This is a genomic window from Kribbella sp. HUAS MG21 (genome assembly GCF_040254265.1).
GTDB lineage: Bacteria > Actinomycetota > Actinomycetes > Propionibacteriales > Kribbellaceae > Kribbella.
Genome location: NZ_CP158165.1, coordinates 3,615,687 through 3,638,470, shown reverse-complemented (window position 1 = coordinate 3,638,470; position 22,784 = coordinate 3,615,687). Strand labels below are relative to the sequence as shown.

At 70.3% G+C, this 22,784-nt stretch carries 20 protein-coding genes; 8 read left to right on the top strand and 12 right to left on the bottom strand.

Translation table 11 applies throughout. The features are described 5' to 3' along the window. Positions 1-6: 6 nt before the first annotated feature. From alr to ABN611_RS17850, 3 genes are read right to left on the bottom strand one after another with little or no spacing between them, the layout of a single operon-like run. Positions 7-1,152, bottom strand: a complete 1,146-nt coding sequence (gene alr, locus ABN611_RS17860) for an alanine racemase (RefSeq protein ID WP_350280998.1) — start codon at positions 1,150-1,152, stop codon at positions 7-9. Between the two features lie 15 nt (positions 1,153-1,167). Continuing rightward, positions 1,168-1,809 carry an HAD family phosphatase gene (locus tag ABN611_RS17855; RefSeq protein WP_350280997.1) on the bottom strand — a complete coding sequence of 214 codons (642 nt, stop codon included), beginning with the start codon at positions 1,807-1,809 and terminating at the stop codon, positions 1,168-1,170. Positions 1,810-1,862: 53 nt separating this feature from the next. Next, positions 1,863-3,110, bottom strand: coding sequence for a hypothetical protein (locus ABN611_RS17850; RefSeq protein ID WP_350280996.1), 1,248 nt, complete (start codon positions 3,108-3,110; stop codon positions 1,863-1,865). 166 nt (positions 3,111-3,276) lie between these two features. Between ABN611_RS17850 and ABN611_RS17845 the strand changes: the two genes are divergently transcribed. Continuing rightward, complete coding sequence (locus ABN611_RS17845; RefSeq protein ID WP_350280995.1) at positions 3,277-4,038, top strand: META domain-containing protein; 762 nt, start codon at positions 3,277-3,279, stop codon at positions 4,036-4,038. 28 nt (positions 4,039-4,066) lie between these two features. On the opposite strand, the gene ABN611_RS17840 is transcribed toward ABN611_RS17845, so the two are convergent. Genes ABN611_RS17840 through ABN611_RS17825 form a run of 4 tightly spaced genes read right to left on the bottom strand, consistent with a single transcriptional unit; the run spans position 4,067 to position 8,818 of the window. Beyond that, positions 4,067-5,497 carry an NAD(P)H-hydrate dehydratase gene (locus ABN611_RS17840; protein WP_350280994.1) on the bottom strand — a complete coding sequence of 477 codons (1,431 nt, stop codon included), beginning with the start codon at positions 5,495-5,497 and terminating at the stop codon, positions 4,067-4,069. A 34-nt stretch (positions 5,498-5,531) separates the two neighbouring features. After that, on the bottom strand, positions 5,532-5,882 hold the full coding sequence (locus ABN611_RS17835) for a holo-ACP synthase (RefSeq protein WP_350280993.1): 351 nt from the start codon (positions 5,880-5,882) through the stop codon (positions 5,532-5,534). A gap of 29 nt (positions 5,883-5,911) precedes the next feature. Beyond that, positions 5,912-6,931 (bottom strand): LacI family DNA-binding transcriptional regulator, encoded by a 1,020-nt coding sequence (locus ABN611_RS17830; RefSeq protein ID WP_350280992.1) that lies wholly within the window; start codon positions 6,929-6,931, stop codon positions 5,912-5,914. Positions 6,932-6,982: 51 nt separating this feature from the next. Further along, positions 6,983-8,818, bottom strand: coding sequence for an alpha-glucuronidase (locus ABN611_RS17825; RefSeq protein ID WP_350280991.1), 1,836 nt, complete (start codon positions 8,816-8,818; stop codon positions 6,983-6,985). Between the two features lie 151 nt (positions 8,819-8,969). Here ABN611_RS17825 and coaA point away from each other — a divergent pair, with 151 nt between their 5' ends. Beyond that, entirely contained in the window at positions 8,970-9,923 is a 954-nt protein-coding gene (coaA, locus tag ABN611_RS17820; RefSeq protein WP_350280990.1) for a type I pantothenate kinase, read from the top strand. A gap of 48 nt (positions 9,924-9,971) precedes the next feature. Here coaA and ABN611_RS17815 read toward each other — a convergent pair whose 3' ends face one another. Both ABN611_RS17815 and ABN611_RS17810 read right to left on the bottom strand, forming a co-directional pair. Continuing rightward, a complete protein-coding gene (locus tag ABN611_RS17815) occupies positions 9,972-10,166 on the bottom strand; it encodes a hypothetical protein (protein ID WP_350280989.1) in 195 nt (64 codons plus the stop codon). A gap of 59 nt (positions 10,167-10,225) precedes the next feature. Continuing rightward, a complete protein-coding gene (locus tag ABN611_RS17810) occupies positions 10,226-11,131 on the bottom strand; it encodes an MFS transporter (protein WP_350280988.1) in 906 nt (301 codons plus the stop codon). Between the two features lie 105 nt (positions 11,132-11,236). Here ABN611_RS17810 and ABN611_RS17805 point away from each other — a divergent pair, with 105 nt between their 5' ends. From ABN611_RS17805 to murQ, 6 genes are all read left to right on the top strand, one after another. After that, on the top strand, positions 11,237-11,797 hold the full coding sequence (locus ABN611_RS17805) for a 4'-phosphopantetheinyl transferase superfamily protein (RefSeq protein ID WP_350280987.1): 561 nt from the start codon (positions 11,237-11,239) through the stop codon (positions 11,795-11,797). An 81-nt stretch (positions 11,798-11,878) separates the two neighbouring features. Beyond that, positions 11,879-14,452 (top strand): glycoside hydrolase family 3 N-terminal domain-containing protein, encoded by a 2,574-nt coding sequence (locus ABN611_RS17800; RefSeq protein WP_350280986.1) that lies wholly within the window; start codon positions 11,879-11,881, stop codon positions 14,450-14,452. Positions 14,453-14,460: 8 nt separating this feature from the next. Beyond that, on the top strand, positions 14,461-15,735 hold the full coding sequence (locus ABN611_RS17795) for a DUF1343 domain-containing protein (protein ID WP_350280985.1): 1,275 nt from the start codon (positions 14,461-14,463) through the stop codon (positions 15,733-15,735). Beyond that, complete coding sequence (locus ABN611_RS17790) at positions 15,732-17,456, top strand: serine hydrolase domain-containing protein (protein WP_350280984.1); 1,725 nt, start codon at positions 15,732-15,734, stop codon at positions 17,454-17,456. Before ABN611_RS17795 ends, ABN611_RS17790 begins: the two co-directional genes overlap by 4 nt. A 36-nt stretch (positions 17,457-17,492) precedes the next feature. Continuing rightward, positions 17,493-18,380: a MurR/RpiR family transcriptional regulator gene (locus ABN611_RS17785; protein ID WP_350280983.1), complete on the top strand. Its 888-nt coding sequence runs from the start codon at positions 17,493-17,495 to the stop codon at positions 18,378-18,380. Between the two features lie 67 nt (positions 18,381-18,447). Then, positions 18,448-19,332 carry an N-acetylmuramic acid 6-phosphate etherase gene (gene murQ / locus ABN611_RS17780; protein WP_350280982.1) on the top strand — a complete coding sequence of 295 codons (885 nt, stop codon included), beginning with the start codon at positions 18,448-18,450 and terminating at the stop codon, positions 19,330-19,332. Positions 19,333-19,360: 28 nt separating this feature from the next. Here murQ and ABN611_RS17775 read toward each other — a convergent pair whose 3' ends face one another. The 3 genes from ABN611_RS17775 to ABN611_RS17765 all read right to left on the bottom strand — a co-directional run bounded on the left by ABN611_RS17775 (position 19,361) and on the right by ABN611_RS17765 (position 22,780). Then, the gene (locus ABN611_RS17775; protein WP_350280981.1) at positions 19,361-20,848 is read right to left on the bottom strand and encodes a ketol-acid reductoisomerase; all 1,488 of its coding nucleotides are present in this window, start codon (positions 20,846-20,848) and stop codon (positions 19,361-19,363) included. An 80-nt stretch (positions 20,849-20,928) separates the two neighbouring features. Then, the gene (locus ABN611_RS17770; RefSeq protein WP_350280980.1) at positions 20,929-22,020 is read right to left on the bottom strand and encodes a Gfo/Idh/MocA family oxidoreductase; all 1,092 of its coding nucleotides are present in this window, start codon (positions 22,018-22,020) and stop codon (positions 20,929-20,931) included. Continuing rightward, positions 22,013-22,780, bottom strand: coding sequence for a ThuA domain-containing protein (locus tag ABN611_RS17765; RefSeq protein WP_350280979.1), 768 nt, complete (start codon positions 22,778-22,780; stop codon positions 22,013-22,015). The genes ABN611_RS17770 and ABN611_RS17765 overlap by 8 nt, the downstream gene beginning before the upstream one ends. Positions 22,781-22,784 lie beyond the last annotated feature (4 nt).

Sequence of the window (22,784 nt, the reverse complement as noted above, 5' to 3'; positions counted from 1 at the left end):
CCCGGTCTACCTTTCGCTGTCGATGTACCTGCGCGGAATCCGAGCGCCCAGGCGGGTGACGATCTCGTAGTTGATGGTCCCGGCCGCGTCGGCCCAGTCGTCAGCGGTCGGCTCACCGGAGGTACCCGGGCCGAACAGTACAACCTCGTCGCCCGCCGCGGCCTCGTCGTCCTCCAGGTCCACGACGCACTGGTCCATGCAGATCCGGCCGACGATCGCGCGACGCGCGCCGTACGCCTGGACCGGTCCGCCGTTCGAGGCGTGCCGCGGCAGTCCGTCGCCGTACCCGAGCGGGATCAGGCCGAGCGTCGACGGCCGCGGCGCGGTCCAGGTGAGCCCGTACGAGACGCCCGCGCCGGCCGGGACCCGCTTCACCATCGCGAGCCGCGCCTTCAGCGTCATCGCCGGCCGCAGCCCGAGCTCCGCCGACGGCAGCGCGTGCCCGAACGGCGAGAGGCCGTACGTCGCGACACCCGGACGGACCAGGTCGAAATGCGTCTCGGGCAGCGCCAGCGTCGCACCGGAGTTCGCCAGGTGCTTGAACTCGGCGTCGATCCCGAAGGACTCGGCCACCTCGACGGCCTCGAGGAACGTCGCGAGCTGCGCCTCGTTCGCAGGGCTCTTCGGCTCGTCCGAGGACGACAGGTGCGACCAGATCCCCTTGATCTCGATCCGCCCGGTGGCCTGCGCGCGGACCGCGGCGCGGATCAGCGCCGGCCACTCCTCCGGTACGGCGCCGCCGCGCGACATCCCGGTGTCGATCTTGAGGTGCACGCGCGCCGGACGGTCCTCGGCGGCGGCCGCGAGCTCGTCGATCTCCCAGGGGGCGCCCGCGGACAGGTCGATCCCGGCCTCGATCGCGTCCTCGAGCGGCTCGCCCGGGGTGGTCAGCCAGCAGAAGATCGGCCCGGTGTCGCCGGCGGCGCGCAGCCCGAGCGCCTCCTCGAGGACGGCGGCGCCGATCCAGTCGGCCCCGGCATCGCGCGCGGCCCGGGCGACCGGGACCATCCCGTGCCCGTACCCGTCGGCCTTGACCACGGCCATCAGCTGCGCACCCTCGGCACGGGCACGCAGCGTGGCGACGTTGTGGCGGATCGCGGCCAGATCGACGACCGCCTCCGCACGCACCGGACGTGACTGATGAGTAGACATGGTCGTTCCAGTGTCTCAGGCGGCGTCGATCAGGTCGGCCAGGGCGGTCATGTCGTGGAAAACCGTGTCCGCATCGGAAAGTTTGGCGGGGTCGGTCATGCCTGCGTACCCGAAGACCTTCATCTCCGCGGCGACTGCGGCCGCGACGCCGAGCGGGCTGTCCTCGATCACCAGGCAGTCGGCCGGCTTGACGCCCATCGTCGCGGCGGCGTGCAGGAACAGGTCCGGTGCGGGTTTGCCGTGCGCGACGTCCTCGGCGCTGAAGATCCGGCCTTCGAAGCGGTCCAGGAAGCCGACCGCGGTCAACGCCGTACGGATCCGCCGGTGCGTCCCCGAGGACGCCAGGCAGTAGGTGATCCCGCGAGCCTCCAGGTGATCGAGCACCGCCTCGACGCCCTCGATCGCCCGCAGGTTCGCGAAACCGTCGAACAGCCGCTGGTGGTACCGGTCCTCGAGGTCGGCCGGCAGCGGGCGCCCGAGCCGGGCCTCGGCCTTCAGCCGCATCGAGGCCATCGAACCGCCCATGAAGTCCCGCACGGTCTCCTCGAACGTGTACGGCAGCCCGGCCTCGGTGAGCAACTCGGCCAGGATCGTGTTGGCCAGCCGCTCGGAGTCCACCAGCACGCCGTCGTTGTCGAAGATCACCAGTCCGATCACACCAGCACCCTAAGCGGCCGCCGCGGGACCGCGGCGACCGCCCAAGAGGTGGATCAGTTCTCCTGGAGGGAGAAGTCGGTGAAGGTGAAGCGCTGCTTGGTGTTGCCGGTGGACACGACCTCGACGCCGTAGTCGACCTGCCAGGTCGTCGCCTTCGGCGCCCAGCCGCGGCTGACCATGTCGTTGAAGAAGCTGGCCAGCGGCATCGTCCCGGACTTCTGCGTGACCTGGGAGACGTACGCCGTGTAGCCGTCGCGGTGCCAGACGTCGTACGTGAAGCCGCCGAACGTGACGGTTCCGACCTTCTGGCCGCCCGGGACCTGGCCCTTGTTGTCGGTCCAGATCATCAGCTCGTTGTTCAGCCCGTCACCGATCCACGCGTCGAACGCGACGTTGTAGATGCAGGCGCTGCAGTTCGCGGGGGTGGTGGCGGCGAAGGTCGCGGACTTGATCTTCGACAGCGGTACGTCGTTGTAGTCCTTGTGCACGTTCGGGTACGCCTGCACGCCACGGTCACCCGGGAGCGGCTGCGTGACGTCGACGTACCAGTTGTCGTAGTTGCAGGCCGCGAGCGTGTAGGTGCCGTTGTGGTTGTTCCACATGTTGTTGTGGACGTAGTACGCGCCGAACGTCCGGCCCTCCCCCTGGTTGCCGGTCGCCGTGGTGACGAACGACGGGTTGGTGCAGGTCCTGCTCGGGCTGGTCGTCGCGGTGCTCGTCGGGCTCGTCGGGCTCGCGGTCGGCGTCGTCGTGGTCTGCGTCGGCGTACTCGTCGGGGTGCTGCTCGTGGTTGGCGTGCTGCTCGTCGGCGAGGCGGTGGGCGTGCTCGTCGTCGGCGGCTTCGTGGGGGTGGTGGTCGTCGGGGCGGCCGTCGGGGACGTGCTGGTCGGTGCCGGTGTCGTCGGCTGGGCCGGTGTGGGGGTGAAGTCGTAGTGGACCGTGTACGTGAGCTTGGTACCGGCGGCGTACCGCTGACCGTCGTACCGGATCGCACGCAGCCGGTAGCTGGTGTCCGTCGTACGGCGTGGGTCGATCGACAGCGTCGCGGGACCGGCAGCGGTCGCGGTGATCGCGACCGGCTTCTGGCCGAACCCGTGCAGCACGGTGCAGCCGGAGTACGTGTCCATGACGCAGGTCTCGACGCGGCCGACGGCCGGGAGGGCCGTCGTACTGCTGGCTGCGGCGGTCGCGACCGGCGAGTCCTTGCTCGCATGGACGACGACCGGAACCGTGACGAGCGCGCCGACGGCGAGGAGGGCCGCGGGGAGGGCGCGGCGCCGGACGGCTGGGGAGGGGGACATGCGAAACCTTCCTGTCTGGCTCTGGTGATCCCCCAGGAAGCTTGCGTACGGCGCCGTACGTTATCGAACCGTGATCATCCGGTGTCAAGTCGGGGTCCTGATTTAACGAACCCTTCACCTGCAACATCGGCGCCTCGAACAGCGTCTTGAGGGTGTGAAGAAGCGGATGCTGGCACTCATCGGAACCGGCCTGCTGGCGCTCACCGCCTGCGGGACCGAGGCGGCCCCCGGCGGCGATCCCGAGTCGCTCACCGGCCGGACGTTCGTGTCCACGTCGGTCACCGAGAACGGGAAACCGCGGCCGGACACGAAGGTCCTGCTGAGGTTCACCACGAACGGCCGGATGTCGTGGAACGCGGGCTGCAACACGTCGGAGGCGACGATCTCGACCGCCGACGGCCGGCTCAGCACCGGCAAGGAGATCACGTCGACGCTGATCGGCTGCATGGGCCGCGCCGAGGACGAGGACGCCTGGATCGGTCGTATCCTCGCGGCCGACCCGGCCTGGAAACTCGACGGCGACAGGCTGGTGGTGACGACGGAGAGTACGACGATCACGCTGGCCGACAAGCAGTCCGTCGCACCCACACCCGCCCTCGACGGGACCAAGTGGACCCTGAACACGATCGTCAGCGGCGACACCGCGGCACACCACGCCGGCTCCGAGAAAGCGTGGATGACCCTGAACGGCGAACGCGTCACCGGGTCGACCGGTTGCAACGAGTTCCAGGGCAAGGTCGCACGGTCCGCCGGCAAACTCACCTTCGGCGAACTCGCCACCACCCGCCGGGCGTGCACCGGTGCCGCCGCCGACCTGGAATCCGCGCTGCTGAAGGGATTGCAGGGCGAACGCGTCTACAACCTCGACGGCTCGACCCTCCAGATCCGCAACACGACGGGCGGCCTGGACTTCGTCGCACAACCCTGACGCGAGTGGTGTGGAGAGCCCGCGTGGGCTAGACGTACAGCCGGCGGGTGGCTTCGGGTAGGGCGTGGGCGATGGTGGTGGCCGTGGCGGGGCCGTTGGCGGAGGCAAGGTGGGCCGCGGCTGCGTGGAGATAAGCGCCCACCGATGCCGCGTCGAGTGGCGTCAGCCCCGAAGCCAGCAACCCGCCGCAAAGACCCGCAAGCACATCGCCGGACCCCGCCGTCGCCAGCCACGGCGTTGCGTTCGTGTTCACCCGGACCTCACCATCAGGGCTCGCGATGACCGTCGTCGAACCCTTCAGCAGCACCGTCACATCGAACCGCTCCGCCGCCAGCCGCGCATGCTTCAACCGCTCGGCCTCGACTGCGCTCCGCTCGACCCCGAGCAACCGCGCCAACTCCCCCGCATGCGGCGTGGCCAGCACATCGACATGGTCACCCGAATCGTCCAGCGCCTTGAGACCGTCCGCGTCCAGCACCACCGGCTCGTCCGCATCCAGCAGCTCGCGAACCCGCCGTACGTCGAGCTCCGAACCAAGCCCAGACCCGATCGTCCACGCCTGCACCCGCCCGGCCCCGACAACCTCCGGATGCGCCTCCCGTACCGCCGCCGCGACCGCGTCCGGTCCGACGTACCGCACCATCCCGACCGGCCCGCCGAGCGCCCCGGCGGTGGCGATCACCGCCGCGCCCGGGTACTCCGCCGACCCGACCATCAGCCCGAGAACCCCACGCGAGTACTTGTCGGACTCCCCGTGCGGCACGGGATAGAGCGCCCGTACGTCGGAATCCTGCAGCGACTGCACATGCGCCGGCGGCAGGTCGAGGCCGATGTCGACTAGGTGCACCGGGCCGCACGCGGACGCGGCCGGATCCACGAGATGACAGATCTTGTGCGTGCCGAACGTGACGGTGAACGCGGCGTCGACATGCGGCTCCGGAGTCTCGCCGGTGTCGACGTCGACCCCCGACGGCGTGTCCACGGCGACGATCGGTACGCCGTACTGTTCGGCCAGTCGCACCGTCGCGAGGGCGTCGGGGCGCAGGCCCGGGCGGCCGCCGATCCCGACGATCCCGTCGACCACCACGTCGGCGGCGGCGATCTCGTGGGCGACGTCGCCGGTCACCTCGCCGGAGACCTCGCCGCTGGTGGTGATGCCGCGGCCGCCGGCTGCGGCGAGCGCCGCGAGACCGGCTTCGTGAACCTTGGGCGTGAGGAGTACGGCCGTGACGTGCGCGCCGCGGCGGGCCAGGCGCGCACCGGCGTACAGCGTGTCGCCGCCGTTGTCACCGGAGCCGACCAGCAGTACGACGCGAGCGCCGTACACCCCGCCCAGGAAGTTGCCGATGGCAACCGCAAGTCCGGTGGCAGCGCGCTGCATGAGGGTGCCGTCCGGGAGTTTCGCCATCAGTTCGGCCTCGGCCGCTCGCACCTGCTCGACGGTGTACGCGTGCCGCATGCTCAGACCTCCAACGCAGCCGGGGAGGACACGGTCAGCCCTCCAGTACGACGACCGCGGACGCGATGCCGGCGTCGTGACTCAGGGAGAGGTGCATGCTCTGGACGCCGAGTTTCGCAGCCTGCGTCGCGACGGTACCGGTGATCTCGAGCCACGGCCGCCCGGTGTCGTCGGTCTGTACCTCGGCGTCGTGCCAGTGCATCCCGGCCGGCGCCCCGAGCGCCTTCGCCAGCGCCTCCTTGGCCGCGAACCGAGCCGCCAGCGAGGCCGGCGGCTTCACCGCCTCGCTCGCGGTGAACACCCGGTCCCGCAACCCCGGCGTCCGCTCCAGCGTCCGCATGAACCGATCCACGTCGACCACATCGATACCCACGCCGACGATCATGCAGCCACCCTAACCGCCTCCCTTCCGGATCAGCGGTCAGCCCCTCCGGCGCCGCGGCGGGCCGTGGAGTGGCGGACTTTCATGTCGACTGCGAGGTCCAGGCGGAGGGCTGCGGGGGTTCGGCCTCGGGAGAGGTCGAGGACTACCCGGGTGGCGAGCTGGGCCATTTGCTGGAGGGGTTGGTGGACTGTGGTGAGGGCGGGGGTCACCCACTGGGCCAGTGGCAGGTCGTCGTAGCCGACGACGGACAGGTCGCGTGGTACGTCGAGGCCGAGTTCGCGCGCGGCCTGGTAGACGCCCAGGGCCTGCATGTCGCTGCCGGCGAAGATCGCGGTGGGCGGTTCGGCCAGACGGAGCAGAGCCAGCGCCTCGCGGTATCCGCCGCCGACCTCGAAATCGGCCCAGCGGATCAGCTCCGGATCCACCTCCACCCCGGTCGACCGCAGCGCGTCCGTGTAGCCGTCGACGCGTTGCCGGGAGCAGAGCGTCTCGACCGGGCCGCCGATCATCCCGATCCGGGTGTGGCCGAGCGACCGCAGATGGGTCGTCGCCTGCCGGCCGCCGTTCCAGTTCGCGGAGCCGATCGACGGTACGTCGTCCCCGACGTCGCCGACCGGATCCACCACCACGAACGGGATCCGCCGCGTCTCCAGCTGCGCGCGCTGGTCGGCGTCGAGGTCCGAGAACACCATGATCACGCCGAGCGGCCGCCGGTTCAGCACCGACTCGATCCACTCCTGGCGCGGCCGCAGCGCGCCGCCGCACTCGGACAGCACGAGCTCGACGCCCTCGGAGCGGGCGACCTCCTCGACGCCCCGGATCAGCTCCATCGACCACTCGCCGCCGAGCTGGTTGAACACCAGGTCGATCATCGGCCCGGCCGGCGGGCTCGCGCTCCGCCGCCGGTACCCGTGCTCCTGGATCAGGCTCTCGACCCGCGCCCGGGTCGCGGCGGCCACGTCCGCGCGCCCGTTCAGCACCTTGGAGACGGTCGGCACCGACACCCCGGCCTGCTCGGCGATCTTCGCAATGGTCGGCCGTTCGCCCACGCCGCCTCCCGATCCGAAACTTTCGGACCAGCGTAGCGGTCCGCGGAATCGCTAGCGGTGAATCGTGCGCCCGAGCGCGTCCGGTACGCCGCTCAACCGGTAGAAGAAGGTGTTCACCTGGTCCCGCCACTCGCGCGCGTTCGCCAGCTGGAAGGCGAACCGCGCGTTCACGTTCTCCCGGACGGCGGGCTCGAACCTGTCCGCGATCGCCTGCCAGCGCGCGGCCATCGCCTCCACCTCGGCGTACCCCTGGAAATGCGTGTCGTAGATGTGCTGCAGCACCGTACTTCCGCTCTGCAGCACGTGGTCGTACGGCACATGGTGGAAGAACAGCAACAACTCGTCCGGACAGGTGTAGACGTCCTCGTACCGACTCGCCAGCGGTTCCGGGTACTGCGCCGTGAACCCGGACCCGCTCTTCACGGTCCGGTCCGCGCCGACGCCGTACCGGTCCGCGTAGTGGCTCGCGCCCCGCCCGGAGTACTCGTACCCGTTGACGCTCGGCCCGTAGTGCGATCCCGGCGTGACCATGAACCCGACGCCGAGCGGCGCGGTGTACCGCTCGTACGTCCGCCACGAACCCGCCAGGATCGCGACCAGCTCGGTCCGGGTCCGGTCGTCCGTCGCGAACGTCGCCGCGGCCCACTCGTGCAGCAGGCTGACCGGATCCGCCGCCGGGTCCCACGCCAGCCGGCCGAACGCGTACAGGTTGCTCTGGGCAAGCTTGTGCCCGGTCCAGTTGGCGTCGTCGCCGACGTTGGAGACGGCAACGATCGCACCGATCCGGTCGGCCACCGTCGGCCCGCCGCCACCGGTGGTGTCGAACTGCAGGATCTCCCGCCACCACGGCCCCAGGTAGCACAGGTCCTGCTGCTGGCCGGAAAATTCCTGCGTGACCTGCAGTTCGAGACCGAAAGCGGTTTCCTGAATTTCCCCGAGCAGCGGCGCGACCGGCTCCCGGACCTGGAAGTCCAGCGGCCCGTGCTGCACCTGCAGAACAACGTTTTCCTCGAACCGCCCGTCGAGCGGGACGAACGCGTCGTACCCGGCCCGCGCGCGATCCGTCCGGCGGTCCCGCCAGTCCGTTTCCGGCACCGCGCCGGAACACCGCCAGAAAACCGTTCCGCCGTACGGCGCCACCGCCCGCGCGAGCAGGTTCGCGCCCTCGAGGTCCCGGGCGTCCCGGACGACCAGACCGCCCAGGTCGGGAACGACGTCGTACACCCGGGCCACCGACGCGGCCCACCACGCGGCCACCCGTTCGTCCCGCGGATCGTCGACGAAGTCCACCGCGAGACTGACCGCGATCCCGTACTCGCGGAAAACGCCGGCCAGCCGCGCGACGTCCGGCAGTTCCGCGGCGGCGAGTGCGACCGCGTTGATCCCGATCGACGCCAGCAACCGCGCGTACGCCCGAACCCGGCCGAGGTCTGGCACCGCCGCGCCGTCGCGGAAGAAGATCGAGCCGCCGGAGTATCCCCGGCGTACCGTTCCGGACAGTTCGTCCCAGTGGTCCAGCATCCGGATCGGCACCGCGGGCTGCTCGACGACGGTGAAGTCGTCCGTCATCCACTCGAAGTACCGCAGGACGTAGAAGTACCCGTACAACAGCCCGTGACCGCCCTCGGCGGCGACGACCAGATCGTTGCCCCGTCGCACCACCACGAACCCCTCGACACCGAGCCCGTGTTCGGGTACGGCGGCCTCGACCTCCCGCCACAGCGCGGTCTCGCGGACGCGCGCCAAGGTGCACACGGCAACCTGTACGTCGGTCCGAAACCGGCGTGTCTGCCGCACCTCCGCCCGGATCGTCTGGGCCAGGACACCGGACGCGTGCACAGTGACCTCGGGAAGCCGCTGGGTCGCCAGCCAGGCGTGATCCATCATCGGGGCCAGATCCTGACATACCGGACGGTCACGGACCGATGACCGAAAGTTTCGAGACCGTACCGTAGCTGTGACACTGTGCCACAGCTGAGACCAAGGCCACGCCCGCCCGATGTGGGTGCATCGCGCACCGATGGGAAGAATGGGCGACATGCTGCAGCCGCCGCGGGAGGTGACTCCCTACACCGAGCTCGACCGGGCCACCTGGGCCCAGCTGGCCGAGACCACCGTCTCTCCGCTGACGGCGGACGAGGTGGAGCGGCTGCGCGGTCTCGGCGACGAGATCGACATGGACGAGGTCCGCGAGGTGTACCTGCCGCTGTCCCGGATCCTGTCGCTGTACGTCCGGCACGCCCGCGCGCTGCACGCCGACACCGAGAGTTTCCTCGGCAAACCCGTCGAGACCCGCACTCCGTTCGTGATCGGGATCGGCGGATCCGTTGCCGTCGGCAAGTCGACGACCGCCCGGCTGCTGCGCGAGCTGCTCGCGCGCTGGCCCGAGCACCCGCGCGTCGCGCTCGTCACCACCGACGGTTTCCTCTGGCCGAACGCCGAGCTCGAGCGCCGCAATCTCATGCAGCGCAAGGGGTTTCCGGAGTCGTACGACCGCAAGGCGCTGCTGCGTTTCGTCGTCGAGGTGAAGTCCGGTATGGACACCGTCGAGGCGCCGGTCTACTCGCACCTGCACTACGACCGGATGCCGGGCGTCCGGACGACCGTCGAGCAGCCGGACATCCTGCTACTCGAAGGCCTCAACGTACTGCAGCCGGCGCCCCGGCACGCGGACGGCAAGAGCGGCCTCGCGGTCAGCGACTTCTTCGACTTCTCGGTGTACGTCGACGCCGCGGCCGACGACATCCGGTCCTGGTACGTCGCACGTTTTCTGAAACTGTGGGAAACGGCGTTCCGCAACCCGGAGTCGTACTTCGTCCGCTACGGCGAGCTGAGTCGCGAGGAAGCGATCAAGAAGGCCGAGTCGCTCTGGGACGGCATCAACGGCCCGAACCTGCGCGAGAACATCCTCCCGACCCGCTCCCGCGCCACGCTGGTCCTCCGCAAGGGCGCCGACCACGCCGTCCGCTGGGTCCGCCTCCGCAAACTCTGACCCGCAAAACTCTGCCTCACAAGACCCGCGAGCTCTGACCCCGGCAGGTCAGCGGCGCGACCGCAGCGTCGGTACGACGGCCAGCGCGACGACCGCCGCGGTCAGGGCGAAGGCCGCCGAATAGCCGGTGCCCGCGACGATCGCGCCGAAGGCCAGCGCGCCGAGCCCCCAGCCACCGTCGTACGCGAGGTTCCAGAGCGCGCTGACCTGGCCGTAGCGGGAGCGGTCGACGCGGCTGTACATCAGGGTCAGCGTCAGGTTCTGCGCGGCGCCGAAGCCGAGCCCGAAGCAGGTCGAGCCGATCAGGATCGCGGCCGAACTCGGCAGGAAACGAGTGATCCGGCGCCTGCCGCGGCCAGCACGACCGCGGGCGCGAGCAGTCGAGCAGGACCGAGGCGATCGGCGTACCGCCCCGCCAGCCAGCGCGCCAACGGCGCCGCGATCGCCTGCAACAACAGCGCCGCGGCAACCATCGACTGCTTGTCCCCGGCAACAGCCAGCGGAAGGAACGTGACGCTGATCCCGGCCCCCAAGGTGACCGCGGCGAAGACCAGGGTCGGCATCAGCAGACCGCTCCGCCGGACACCGCCGAGAACGTGCACGTGCTGATCCTCGACCGCGATGCGCCCGGGCAGACCGACAAGCGCGACGAGACCGGCGAGCGAAGTGGCCGCCGCCAGCACGAACAGGGCGCCGAAGCCGATCACCTGCGTCAGGTAGACACCCAGCGGGAGACCGATCACCGCAGGGACGCCGACCGCCACGCCGTACACCCCGAGCGCCTCACCGCGCCGGACCGCGGGGGTGATCTCTGCGACCAGCGCGACCGCGCCGACCACCAGGATCGCGAGGCCGGCGCCGCGGACGACGCAGACCGCGAGCACGAGCGGCAGGGACGCCGACGCCAGCAGCACCAGCGAGGGCGCACCGAGCAGGACCAGTCCGAGCCCGAGCACGACCTGATATCCCCAGCGGGCCAGCATCCGCGGCACCACCAGCTCCACGGCCACCGCGGAGAACATCATCGCGGCGGTGGACGCCCCGGCGCCGACCCCACCGGAGCCGTGCGCCGCCAGGTACAGCGGGACGACCGAGGTCAGCAGGTACATGCTCAGGCCGGAGCCGAACACCATCACCAGCAGCCGCACGAACTGGCTGCTGACAAGTCGATCGACGCTGGTCGCCGGGATCTCGCAAGTGGTGGTCATACCTCGAAACTAGGGAAATACCGGTACGCCCTACAGATCCAGTTGGCACCCCGCAGAGAGGACCAGTTGACGCCGGTCCATTTGTCGACAAGTTATCTTGATCCCGTGGAGAGCTCGGTACACGTGTGGCTGGCCCCCGCCGGGCCGCGCGCCGCGGCACACGATTTCCTCCTCGGCCTCGCGAGCACTCTCGTCGACCGTCCGACGCTGACCCACGACGCGGCCGGCCGCCCGCACATCCCCGGCCTCGCAGTCAGCATCACGTACACCCACCACCGGCTCGCGGTCGCCGCGTCGTACGACGGTCCGATCGGCGTCGACCTCGAGGAGATCCGGCCACGCGACTTCCGCCCGCTGGCCGATCGTTGGTTCACCCCACGGGAGCTGGACTGGACGGCCCGGCAGCCGGATCGATTGACGGCGTTTCTGCGCCTGTGGACGGCGAAGGAAGCCGTCGGCAAGGCCCTCGGCACCGGCCTGCACGGTTCGGGCCTGCGCCGCGAGATGCCACTCGGCGGCGGCGCGGTCGACCGAGCGCCCGGAGTCGCCGTGACGTACCCGCCGTGCCCCGGCGCGGTCCTCGCCGTCGCGGCTCCGCTGCACGCCGGCGTCGAGCTGTCCCACTTCCCGTCACCGACTCTTGACCCGGCGTGTATGCGTGGGTAACTTTCGCGTCGCGGGGGAGTATCAGTAATTCAATTACCTTGGCGTTCGCCCCTGCCCGCCCGGACTGAGTTGGTGACACCGATGGAACTGACCCGACGCCAGACCCTCGGACTAGCGGCGGCCGCCGTCGCCGGATCGACGGTCGCCGGAACCACGACCGCTTCTGCCCAGCGCGACCCCTGGGTCCGCGACACCCTGAACCGGCTGACCCTCGAGCAGAAGGTCGGCCAGCTGTTCGTCTGCTACGCGTACGGACCCAGCGCCGACACCGCAGACGCCCGCAACACCAGCCTGTACGGCGTCGCGACGCCGGCCGAAGTGGTGGCGAAGTTCAACCTCGGCGGCGTCATCTACTTCGCGTGGACCGACTCGGTCCGCGACCCCGACCAGATCGGCCGGCTGTCCAACGGGCTGCAGGCCGCGTCGCTCGCGGCCAGCGGTGTCCCGCTGCAGATCAGCACCGACCAGGAGTACGGCGTGGTCGTCCGCGTCGGCCCGCCCGCCACCCAGTTCCCCGGCGGGATGGCGCTCGGCGCGACCCGCTCGGCGGCGTTCGCGCGCAAGGCCGGGGCGATCGGCGGCCGCGAACTCAGGGCGCTCGGCATCACCACCGACTTCGCGCCGGACGCGGACGTCAACGTGAACCCGCTGAACCCGGTGATCGGTGTCCGCTCCATCTCCTCCGACCCGGCGCTCGTCGCGGAACTGGTCGCCGCGCAGGTCAAGGGCTACCAGCGCGACGGCCGGATCGTCTCGACCGCGAAACACTTCCCCGGCCACGGCGACACCGACACCGACAGCCACGTCGGCATCCCGGAGATCCACCACACCCGCGAGGAGTGGACCCGGATCGACCTGCCGCCGTTCCAGGCCGCGATCCGGACCGGGATCCAGTCGATCATGACCGCGCACATCGTCGTCCCGGCGCTCGACCCGTCCGGCGACCCGGCGACGCTGAGCAAGCCGATCCTGACCGGGATCCTGCGGCAGCAGCTCCGGTTCGACGGCGTGGTGATCACGGACTCGCTGGGGATGAAGGGCGTCCGCGACAAGTACGGCGACGCGGAGATCCCGCTCCGGGCGATCGAGGCCGGGGTCGACCAGTTGCTGATGCCGGTCGACCCGGGGCTCGCGTACAACTCGGTGCTGAACGCCGTCCGCAGCGGCCGGATCAGCGAGGCGCGCATCGACGAGAGCGTCCGGCGGATCCTCTGGCTCAAGCGCGAGACCGGCCTCGTCGACGCGCTGTACGTCGACCTGTCCCAGATCGCGAAGGTCGTCGGTACGCCGGACAACTACGCCGAGGCGCAGCGGATCGCGGACCGCAGCATCACGCTGCTGCGCAACGACGCGGACCTGCTTCCGCTCTCCCCCGCGCCCCGCACGATCGTCGTCGCAGGCTTCAGCCCCCGGGCGCTGGCGACCGCGCTGCAGACCCGGGGCGCGACCGCGATCGTGAAGGACACCGGCAGCGCGCCCAGCGACAGCAGGATCGCGGATGCCGTGGCCGCCGCCGCGAACGCCGACCTGACCGTTGTGCTCACCAACAAGGCCTGGGACACCAAGGTCACCGACAAGCTGGCGAAGCAGCAGAAGCTCGTCAACGCCCTGCTCGCCGCCGGCCGCCCGGTGATCGTGGTGCCGGTCCGCGACCCGTACGACGTCGCGTACTTCCAGACCGAGCCCGCGACCTCGCTCGTCACGTACGGCACCACGGCCGTCTCGATGGAGGCACTCGCCAAGGTCCTGTACGGCGAGATCGCGCCGGCCGGAAAGCTTCCGGTCGAGATTCCGGAAAAGCCGGACCCGAACCAGCCCGGCCCGGCGCCGGTGCTGTACCCGTTCGGCCACGGGCTCACCTTCGACGCCGCGGAGACCCGACTGACGGTTGCCTCGTACAACATCCACGCCGGCGCCGGGACGGACAACGTTTTCGACCTCGACCGGACAGCGCGGGCACTGAAGGCGCTGGACGCGGACATCATCGGGCTGCAGGAGGTCGACGTGCACTGGGGCGCCCGCAGCCAGTGGCTCGACACGATCGCCGAGCTGGCCACCCGGCTCGGCATGCACCCGGCGTTCGCGCCGATCTACGACCTCGACCCGCCCGCCGACGGCAAGCCGCGACGGCAGTACGGGGTCGGCCTGTTGTCGCGGTTCCCGATCGTGCGCTTCGAGAACCACCCGATCACCCGGCTGTCCACCCAGGACCCGAACCCGGTGCCCGCGCCGGCACCCGGTTTCCTGGAGGCCGAGGTCGACGTCCGCGGCCGCCGGTTGCACGTGTACAGCACACACCTCGACTACCGCGGCGACCCGTCGGTCCGGCTCGCCCAGGTCGGCGACACGCTGAAGATCCTCGCCGCCGACGACAGCCGGGACCTGCAGATCCTGACCGGTGACTTCAACGCCGAGGCGGGCGCGCCGGAACTGGCCGGCCTGTGGACCCGGCTGACCGATTCCTGGACCGCGGCCGCGACCACGGCAGGCGGCCCGAACACCTACCCCGCGGTCGGCGGCACCAAGCGCATCGACTTCGTCGCCGTCGGCGCCGGCCTGCGCGTCCGGAAGGCCGAAGTACCCGCCGAGGTCCCGGTCGCCGAGGCGGCCAGTGACCACAGCGCCGTGATCGCCGACCTCTCGTTCCGTTCCTAGGAGATCTGATGAAGCGACGCAGTTTGCTTGCCGGCGCCGGTGCCCTCGCCGCCGCCCCGCTGATCGACGTGCAGGCGGCGCAGGCCGTGACGCACCGGAAGGTGCTGACCGGTGCCGAGGTGCTCGCGCAGGACGGCTGGCGGGCGCTGGCCGGGCAGAAGGTCGGCGTGATCAGCAACCCGACCGGGATCCTGTCCGACTTCACGCACATCGTGGACACCATGCACGCGTCCGGCCAGGTCGACGTGGTCGCCGTGTTCGGGCCAGAACACGGTTTCCGCGGCAGCGCGCAGGCCGGCGGCTCGGAGGGCGACCACGTCGACCCGCGGACCGGGATCATGGTCTACGACGCGTACGGCGCGAACGCGGACAAGTTCGCCCGGCTGTACGCGCAGTCCGGCGTGGAAACCGTTGTCTTCGACATCCAGGACGTCGGTGCCCGGTTCTACACCTACATCTGGACGATGTTCGAGGCGATGCTGGCCGCGGTCCGCACCGGCGCCCGGTTCGTCGTCCTGGACCGGCCGAACCCGGTCGGCGGCTACGCCCGCGGCCCGATGCTGAAGCCCGGCTACACCTCGGGTGTCGGCAAGAAGCAGATCCTCCAGCAGCACGGCATGACGGTCGGCGAACTGGCCCGGATGTTCGACGCCGAGTACCTGCCGCTGGAGCCGAACGGCGGCCGGCTGCGGGACCTCGAGGTCATCGAGCTGTCGAACTGGAAACGCGACCAGTTGTACGACGACACCGGGCTGCCCTGGGTAATGCCGAGCCCGAACATGCCGACCCCGGACACCGCGCTGCTGTACCCGGGCCTGTGCCTGTTCGAGGCCACCAACATGTCCGAGGGCCGCGGTACGACGCGCCCGTTCGAGCTGATCGGCGCGCCGTACGTCGACCACCGCTGGGCGCAGGCACTGCAGGCCAAGAATCTCCCGGGTGTCGCGTTCCGCGAGGCGTACTTCACGCCCACGATCAGCAAGAACGCGAATGTCCTGTGCGCGGGCCTCCAGGTGCAGATCCTCGACCCGCACCGGGTGGAGGCGATCACCGTGGCGACGCACCTGATCGTCGAGGCCCGTAAGCTCTACCCCGGATTCACCTGGCGGGCGGAGAACCCACCCGGACGGTGGATCGACCTGCTCACCGGGTCCGACCGGTTCCGCACCATGCTGCTGGCCGGCGCGACCGCCGAGCAGATCGTCGCCGCCTGGCAGTCCGAGACCGACGCCTGGACGGCCCGACGGGCGAAGTACCTGCTGTACAAGGGAGCGCACCGATGAAGCGGTGGGCCGCACTGACGACACTTACTGCGGTGATACTCACGATGGCAAGCCCTGCTGTTGCTGGCAGCAACAACTCCGGCCGGTTCGACCGTCCGCGCGACGGCTACGCGCCGAAGACCACGTTGCTGCGCGACGCCACCCCGGCGAAGGCCGGCCTGGACCCGGCGCCGATCGACGCCGCGCTCGCCCAGGTGGCCGCCTGGACCCAGCCGAACGGCACCGCGAAACCGCTGTACGCCGGCGCGGTCACGCTGCTCGGCCACGACGGCAAGATCGTCACCCGGTCGGCGACCGGGCTGGCGGTGAAGTACGCCGACGGCGCCGGGACGGAGCTGCCCGCGGACCAGCAGATCCCGATGCGTACCGACACGATCTTCGACCTGGCGTCGGTGTCCAAGCTGTTCACGTCGATCGTCGTGATGCAGCTGGTCGAGAAGGGCAGGGCCGACCTCGACGCGCCGATCGCGACGTACATCCCGGAATTCGCGGCGAACGGCAAGGAAAACGTCACCGTCCGGCAGGCACTCACGCACACCAGCGGATTTCCGTCCTGGCTGCCGCTGTGGAGCGCGCAGCCGGACCCGCCGTCCCGGCTGCAGATGGCGCTGACCGCGAAGCTGCAGAACGCGCCCGGTACGAAGTACCTCTACAGCGACCTGAACCTGATCGCGCTCGGCGAGCTCGCGCACCGCGTGACCGGGAAAACGCTGGACAAGCTGGTCGCCGACGGGATCGCGAAACCGCTGCAGATGCGGGACACCGGCTACAACCCGGACCCGAAGAAGCAGCAGCGGATCGCCGCCACGGAGTACCAGGCCTCCCCGCCGCGCGGGATGGTGTGGGGCTCGGTGCACGACGAGAACGCCTGGTCTTTGGGCGGCGTCGCCGGTCACGCCGGCGTCTTCAGCACCGCGGACGACCTGGCCGTGCTGGCGCAGACGTTCCTGAACGGCGGCAGCTACCGCGGCGCCCGGATCCTCAAGGAATCCTCGGTCACCGCGATGATCACGAACTTCAACCAGGCCTTCCCCGGCAACGACCACGGCCTCGGCTTCGAGCTCGACCAGCGCTGGTACATGGCGGGCCTGTCCGGGCCGCGCACCGCCGGCCACACCGGCTACACCGGTACGTCCGTCGTGATCGACTTCGACTCCCGCTCGTTCGCGATCCTGCTCACGAACCGCGTGCACCCGAGCCGCAACTGGGGCAGCAACAACCCGGCCCGGCGCGCGGTCGCGCAGGGCCTCGCGCTCGCCCTCGGCGTCGGCCCGCGGCACGGCAAGGACGCCTGGTTCTCCGGTACGACGGACAACGCGACGACCACGCTCGCGACGAAGGTCGCGGCACCGGCGGACGGCGCGCGGCTGGCGTTCGACCTGTTCGTCGACACCGAGGACACGGATCTGCTGTACCTGGAGACCTCGGCCGACGGGACGACCTGGACGAAGCTGCCGTTCTCGGTGCGGGACCGCGGTTCGGTGATCGACACCGACGGCTCGATCAGCGGTTCCGGCAACCGGCACTGGCAGCAGGTGACCGCCGAGCTGGGCGCCGGTGAGCAGACGATCCGCTGGCGCTACACCAGCGATCCGCTGTACCAGGGCCGCGGTGTGTATGTCGACGGTGTGAAGATCACGAGTAGCGATGGTGTTCTTCTCGACGGCGAACGGACGCCGGAATCATTTACCGCAACAGGTTGGAGACTTTCGCGTCGGTGATCCCATCTCGTGCATAGTCGCCGTACCGTGGCTGTCATGAATTCAACGACCTCTCCAGAACCCACGGGGCCGCTGCTGGTCCGGGTCCGCGCGGTGATGCCCGCGCTGGCCCCGGCCGAGCAGCGGGTGGCGAACGCGGTCCTCGCGGACCCGGGCGGGGTGGCCGCGATGACGATCTCCGAACTGGCCGAGGTGGCGTCCACCTCGGAGACCACGGTCATCCGGTTCTGCAAGCAGATCGGCGTCCCCGGCTACCCGCAGCTCCGCCTGCAGCTGGCGGCCCAGTCGGCGCAGGAGAGCGCCCGCCCGGAGGTGGGCGGCGACATCGAGCCCGGCGACTCGCTGGCCGACGTTGTCAGCAAGGTCGCGTTCGCCGACGAGCGGGCGGTCCGGGAGACCGCGCAGCAGGTCGACGTGGACGCCCTGGCCAAGGTCGTGGACGCCGTCGTGCGGGCGCCGCGGGTCGATCTGTACGGCTTCGCGGCCAGCGCTTTCGTCGCGTACGACCTGCAGCAGAAGCTGCACCGGATCCGGCGCGTGGCGTTCGCGTGGTCCGACGTACACATCGCGCTGACCAGCGCCGCGCTGCTCGGCGAGGGCGACGTCGCGATCGGCATCTCGCACACCGGTACGACGGTCGAGGTCGTCGAGGCGCTCGAGGAGGCGGCCAAGCACGGCGCCACGACGGTTGCCGTCACCAACTTCCCGCGCTCCCCGCTGGCTCGTACGGCGGACCTGGTGCTGACCACGGCCGCGCGCGAGACGACGTACCGCTCCGGGGCCATGGCCAGCCGGATCGCGCAACTGACGGTGATCGACTGCCTGTTCATCGGTGTCGCGCAGCAAGTCCTGCCGGACGCCCGGAAAGCGCTTGAGGAAACCGCCAGCGCGGTCCGCGGGCACCGGCTCAAGGGATCCGACTGAGGTCAATCCTTTCCGTCAACGATGAACGGAATTGAAAATCCTTCAGTAGAAAACTAACATCGATCCTGTGACCTCACCGACCGAGCAGCGCAACCCGCGGACGCTGGCCATCGATGCGGTGGGCACGTCCGAGATCCTCCAGCTGGTGAACAACGAGGACGCCCTGGTCGCGGGCGCCGTCGGCGCGGTGATCCCGGAGCTGACGAAGGCCGTGGACGCCGCCGTCGAGGCGATCCGCGGTGGCGGCCGGGTGCACTACTTCGGCGCCGGTACGTCGGGACGCCTGGCGGTCCTGGACGCGGCCGAGCTGCTGCCGACGTTCCACGTCCCGGACGGGCTGGTGGTCGCCCACCACGCCGGCGGCATGGAGGCGCTGCTCCGCGCGGTCGAGAACGTCGAGGACTCCGAGGAGGGCGGCGCCGCGGACGCGACCGCCGTCACCGGCCAGGACCTCGTCATCGGCCTCGCTGCTTCCGGGAGCACGCCGTACGTCGCCGGCGCACTGAAGGCCGCGCGCGGGGCCGGGGCGACCACCGTGCTGGTGACGTCGAACCCGGACGCCCCGCTGGCGCCGCTGGCCGACATCGTGGTCGCCGCGGACACCGGCCCCGAAGTGATCGCGGGCTCGACCCGGCTGAAGGCCGGCACCGCGCAGAAGATGATCCTGAACGCGTTCTCCACCACGCTGATGATCAAGCTCGGCCGCACCTGGTCGAACCTGATGGTCGACCTGGTCGCCACCAACAACAAGCTCCGCGGCCGGATGCTCCGGATCCTCGCCGAGGCCACCGGCGCCGACGAGGCCGCCTGCGAGACGGCCCTGGCCGCCGCCGACGGCGAGCTCAAGCCGGCCCTCGTCCACCTGCTGACCGGCACTCCCATCCCGGCTGCCCGGGCCGCCCTCGAAACCGCCCACGGCCGGGTGGCCACCGCCCTCGCCGAGCTCGCCTGACCAACTCGTCCCGCCGGCGGCTCTCGGACTAGACGGAAATGTCGACCGAGGGCCGGAGTTCCGCCGCTGCAGCCAGGGCCTCGTGGGCGGGGTTGTCGAGGAAGCTCTTGATCAATGCCGGGTCGGCAGGCCGGTCCAGGTGCGGCAGGGCGATCTGTTCGTACGCCGCCTGGAACCGCGGACCCCAGCGCCTGGTGCCGAGGCGGGCGGTCCGGGAGCAGTTGTCGACCATGTAGGCGACGTCGCGCGCGTGCATGTACGGGAGCAGCGAGTCGACGGCCTCGATCACCGACTCGTTGACGATCTCCGACCAGGCGTGGCCGCGCGCGGCGAACTCGTCGACCTGCGCGGTCATCGTCGCGACGAACAGCCCCGCGGTGAGCGGATCGACGCCCGCGTACTCCGCACCGTCGTCGCCGCGGGCGTAACGAACGGTCTGCTCCGGCGTGCCGCGGCGGGCATGCACCTCCGCGCTGTGCGACCACATCGGGCTGCCGCCGATCTCGGTCATCGGCCGGCTGGCGAGGCGCTGCTCGGCGAGGATCACGCTCCGCAGTTCGGTGCCGTCGGCAACCTCGTCGTAGATCTCCGCGACCAGGTCCCGGGCCGGCCCGTACGCCGTGGAGTACGCCCGGTCGAACAGGTCCTCGTCGCCGCTCGCCGTCCGTACCGCCGCGAGCCCGGAGTCGGAGATGATCCGCGCGATCGGCCCGGTGATCGCCTCGGTCGAGCGTTCGTACGCCGTCACCGGGTCCGCGCCCTCGATGCGGAAATGCCGGTACAGCGCCTCGACCAGGCCGTGCACCGCGCCGAGCAGGATCGCCCGCTCCCCGACGATGTCCGAGCGGTACTCGTCGGCGAGCGTGGTCGCGAACGTGTACGGCGACCCGAGGCCGACGGACCACGCGAGCGCCCGGTCCCACGCGTGCCCGTCAGGGTCCGCGTGGACAGCGATGCTCGCGTTGATCCCGGCACCGTTGACCGTGGCGCCCTGCTGGTACAGGCGCCGTACCGAGTCGCCCATGCCCTTCGGGCAGACCGCGATCACCGGATGGCCGTCCGGGAAAGCGCTGCCGGTCGCGGTCAGGTGCCCGAGCAGGAAACCGTGGGACAGGCCAATCGTCGCGCCGGGCTTCAGGACCGCGAAGATCTGCTCGTGGTGCGCGGCGAGCGCGGCGTCGGCGATCAGCAGGATCACCAGGTCGGCGCCTGCCGTGACCTCGAGCCAGTCCCCCAGCGTCCCGTCCTGCTCGCGGAAACCGTGTGCCCGCGCGTCTTCCGCGGACCGGGAACCCGGCCGCAGGCCGACGGCCACGGTGATGCCGGTGCCGTCCAGGGAGTCGCGCAGGTTCAGGGCCTGCGCGCGTCCCTGCGGTCCCCAGCCCAGGACGCCGATCCGGCGGACGCCGGACAGCGCTTTCGGCAACAGCGGAAACAGGTCCCGTCCGCCGCGCACGATCGATTCCGTACCACCCGGAACCTGCATTTCCTCGACCCGGAACACCGAACTCTTCATGCGTCCCAGTCAACGGGCGGTGCGACCGTTGCGGCAAGCGCAAGGTTCGCACCGCCCCGTTGCAGGAGGTGAAACGCTCGTCAGGGTTTGAGGCCGACCGCGGTGAGCGGGTCGGCCCAGGACTTCAACGTGGCCAGCAGATCGGGGTCCTGGGTGGTGGCCAGCGCCTCGGTGTAGGCCTCGGTGATGACGTCGGCGATCCGGACCGGAGCACCGGTGTTCGCGGAACGCACGGCGGACTCCACCATCGCGAGGCTGATCACGTTCGAGTGCACCTCGGACTGCGGGTGTTCCGACGTCCGCACCGCGTCGACGAACTCCACGAGGGAGCCGGCGATCTCCTCCGGTTCGTCGGCCATCACCGCGCGCAGCGCTTCACCGGACGCCAGCTCGGCGACGGGCGGGTTGTCGCCGTCCCAGGTCGCCGTACCGCCGGGGGTGCTGGCCCGCCAGCGGCCGTTCCACGACGTCTCCAGGCCCGCCGCGCACCAGCTTCCGGTGAAGGCGAAGCGGGTGCCGTCGGCGTACGTGAAGATCGCCGACGCCGCGGCGTTGCCGTCGAACCAGCTCCAGGACGGGTTGTACGAGTCGCAGTACACCGACACCGGCTCCGACCCGATCAGCTTGCGGGACAGGTCGAACTGGTGGATCGCCATGTCGACCAGCAGCGGCTCGGCCATCCGCTCGCGGAACCCGCTGAAGTGCGGCGCCTTGTAGAACTCGCAGGACAGCGTGCCGATCGGGCCGAGCTCGGCGAGCTGCCGCTGGAACGCGTTCACCGCGCGGAAGTAGCGCCGGGACTGCGAGACCATCAGCAGCTGTCCGCTCAGCTCGGAGGCGGCCGCCATCTGCAGGCATTCGCGAACGGTTTCCGCCAGCGGTTTCTCGCACAGTACCGGGACGCCACGCAGCAAGGCTTCTACGCTGACTTTCGGATGCGCTACCGGGACAGTGACGTCGACGACCGCCTCGAACAGAACAGACAGTTCGGCCATCGAGGTGGCCACGGGGAGGTCCCGCAACCCGTGTTCGTCGGCGGCGGCCCGCGCCACATCGACGTCCAGGTCGACCAGGCCCACCAGCTCGACGTCGGGATTGGCGGCGATGGTGCGCAGCCAGGCGCGCCCCATCCCGCCGGCCCCGACCTGCAGCAGGCGCAAGGGTTCAGGCATCGGCAGGCTCCTCGATGGGACCGGTGTACCCGTGTCCGTTGAAGAAATCTTCGGTCTCGTAGCGCAGCAGGGTCGGCAGGGCCCGCTCCGGCAGATCGGTCCGGGCCCACGCGACGCCGTTCGCGATCACCTTACGCACGTCCTTGTGGTGGTACACCGGGTAGTCCTGGTCGCCGGGCGAGAAGTAGAAGATCTTCCCGTGCCCGCGGCGGAACGTGCAGCCCGAGCGGAACACCTCGCCGCCGGAGAACGAGGACACGAAGATCAGCTCGTCCGGGACCGGGATGTCGAAGAACTCGCCGTACATCTCCTGCTGCTCGATCTCGATCGGGTGCGGCACGCCCTGGGCGATCGGGTGCGTCGGGTTCACCGTCCAGACCAGTTCGCGGTCGCGCTCGCTGCGCCAGCGCAGCGTGCACGTCGTGCCCATCAGCTTGCCGAAGATCTTCGACCAGTGGCCGGAGTGCAGGACGACCAGGCCCATGCCGGACAGCACGTGCTGGTACACCCGGTCGACCACCTTGTCCTCGACCTCGCCGTGCGCGGCGTGGCCCCACCAGACCAGGACGTCGGTCTCGGCCAGCACGTCCTCGGTGAGGCCGTGCTCGGGCTCGTCGAGGGTGGTGGTGGAGACCTTGGCATCGGTGAGGTTCTCGCGGATGCCGGCGGCGATGGCCTCGTGCATGCCGTCGGGATAGATCTCCCGGACGTGCGGCTCGACCTGTTCGTGCCGGTTCTCGCCCCAGACAAGTACGTTCATAAGT

Excerpts from the sequence above, each read along its gene's own strand:
- ABN611_RS17835 (WP_350280993.1), bottom strand. The coding sequence starts at position 5,882 with ATGATCGTCGGCGTGGGTATCGATGTGGTCGACGTGGATCGGTTCATG.
- ABN611_RS17770 (WP_350280980.1), bottom strand. The coding sequence starts at position 22,020 with ATGCCTGAACCCTTGCGCCTGCTGCAGGTCGGGGCCGGCGGGATGGGG.
- ABN611_RS17815 (WP_350280989.1), bottom strand. The coding sequence starts at position 10,166 with ATGTACAGCCGCGTCGACCGCTCCCGCTACGGCCAGGTCAGCGCGCTC.
- ABN611_RS17795 (WP_350280985.1), top strand. The coding sequence starts at position 14,461 with ATGAAGCGACGCAGTTTGCTTGCCGGCGCCGGTGCCCTCGCCGCCGCC.
- ABN611_RS17775 (WP_350280981.1), bottom strand. The coding sequence starts at position 20,848 with ATGAAGAGTTCGGTGTTCCGGGTCGAGGAAATGCAGGTTCCGGGTGGT.
- ABN611_RS17765 (WP_350280979.1), bottom strand. The coding sequence starts at position 22,780 with ATGAACGTACTTGTCTGGGGCGAGAACCGGCACGAACAGGTCGAGCCG.
- coaA (WP_350280990.1), top strand. The coding sequence starts at position 8,970 with ATGCTGCAGCCGCCGCGGGAGGTGACTCCCTACACCGAGCTCGACCGG.
- alr (WP_350280998.1), bottom strand. The coding sequence starts at position 1,152 with ATGTCTACTCATCAGTCACGTCCGGTGCGTGCGGAGGCGGTCGTCGAT.
- ABN611_RS17845 (WP_350280995.1), top strand. The coding sequence starts at position 3,277 with ATGCTGGCACTCATCGGAACCGGCCTGCTGGCGCTCACCGCCTGCGGG.
- ABN611_RS17840 (WP_350280994.1), bottom strand. The coding sequence starts at position 5,497 with ATGCGGCACGCGTACACCGTCGAGCAGGTGCGAGCGGCCGAGGCCGAA.
- ABN611_RS17850 (WP_350280996.1), bottom strand. The coding sequence starts at position 3,110 with ATGTCCCCCTCCCCAGCCGTCCGGCGCCGCGCCCTCCCCGCGGCCCTC.
- ABN611_RS17785 (WP_350280983.1), top strand. The coding sequence starts at position 17,493 with ATGAATTCAACGACCTCTCCAGAACCCACGGGGCCGCTGCTGGTCCGG.
- ABN611_RS17790 (WP_350280984.1), top strand. The coding sequence starts at position 15,732 with ATGAAGCGGTGGGCCGCACTGACGACACTTACTGCGGTGATACTCACG.
- ABN611_RS17810 (WP_350280988.1), bottom strand. The coding sequence starts at position 11,131 with ATGACCACCACTTGCGAGATCCCGGCGACCAGCGTCGATCGACTTGTC.
- ABN611_RS17800 (WP_350280986.1), top strand. The coding sequence starts at position 11,879 with ATGGAACTGACCCGACGCCAGACCCTCGGACTAGCGGCGGCCGCCGTC.
- ABN611_RS17825 (WP_350280991.1), bottom strand. The coding sequence starts at position 8,818 with ATGATGGATCACGCCTGGCTGGCGACCCAGCGGCTTCCCGAGGTCACT.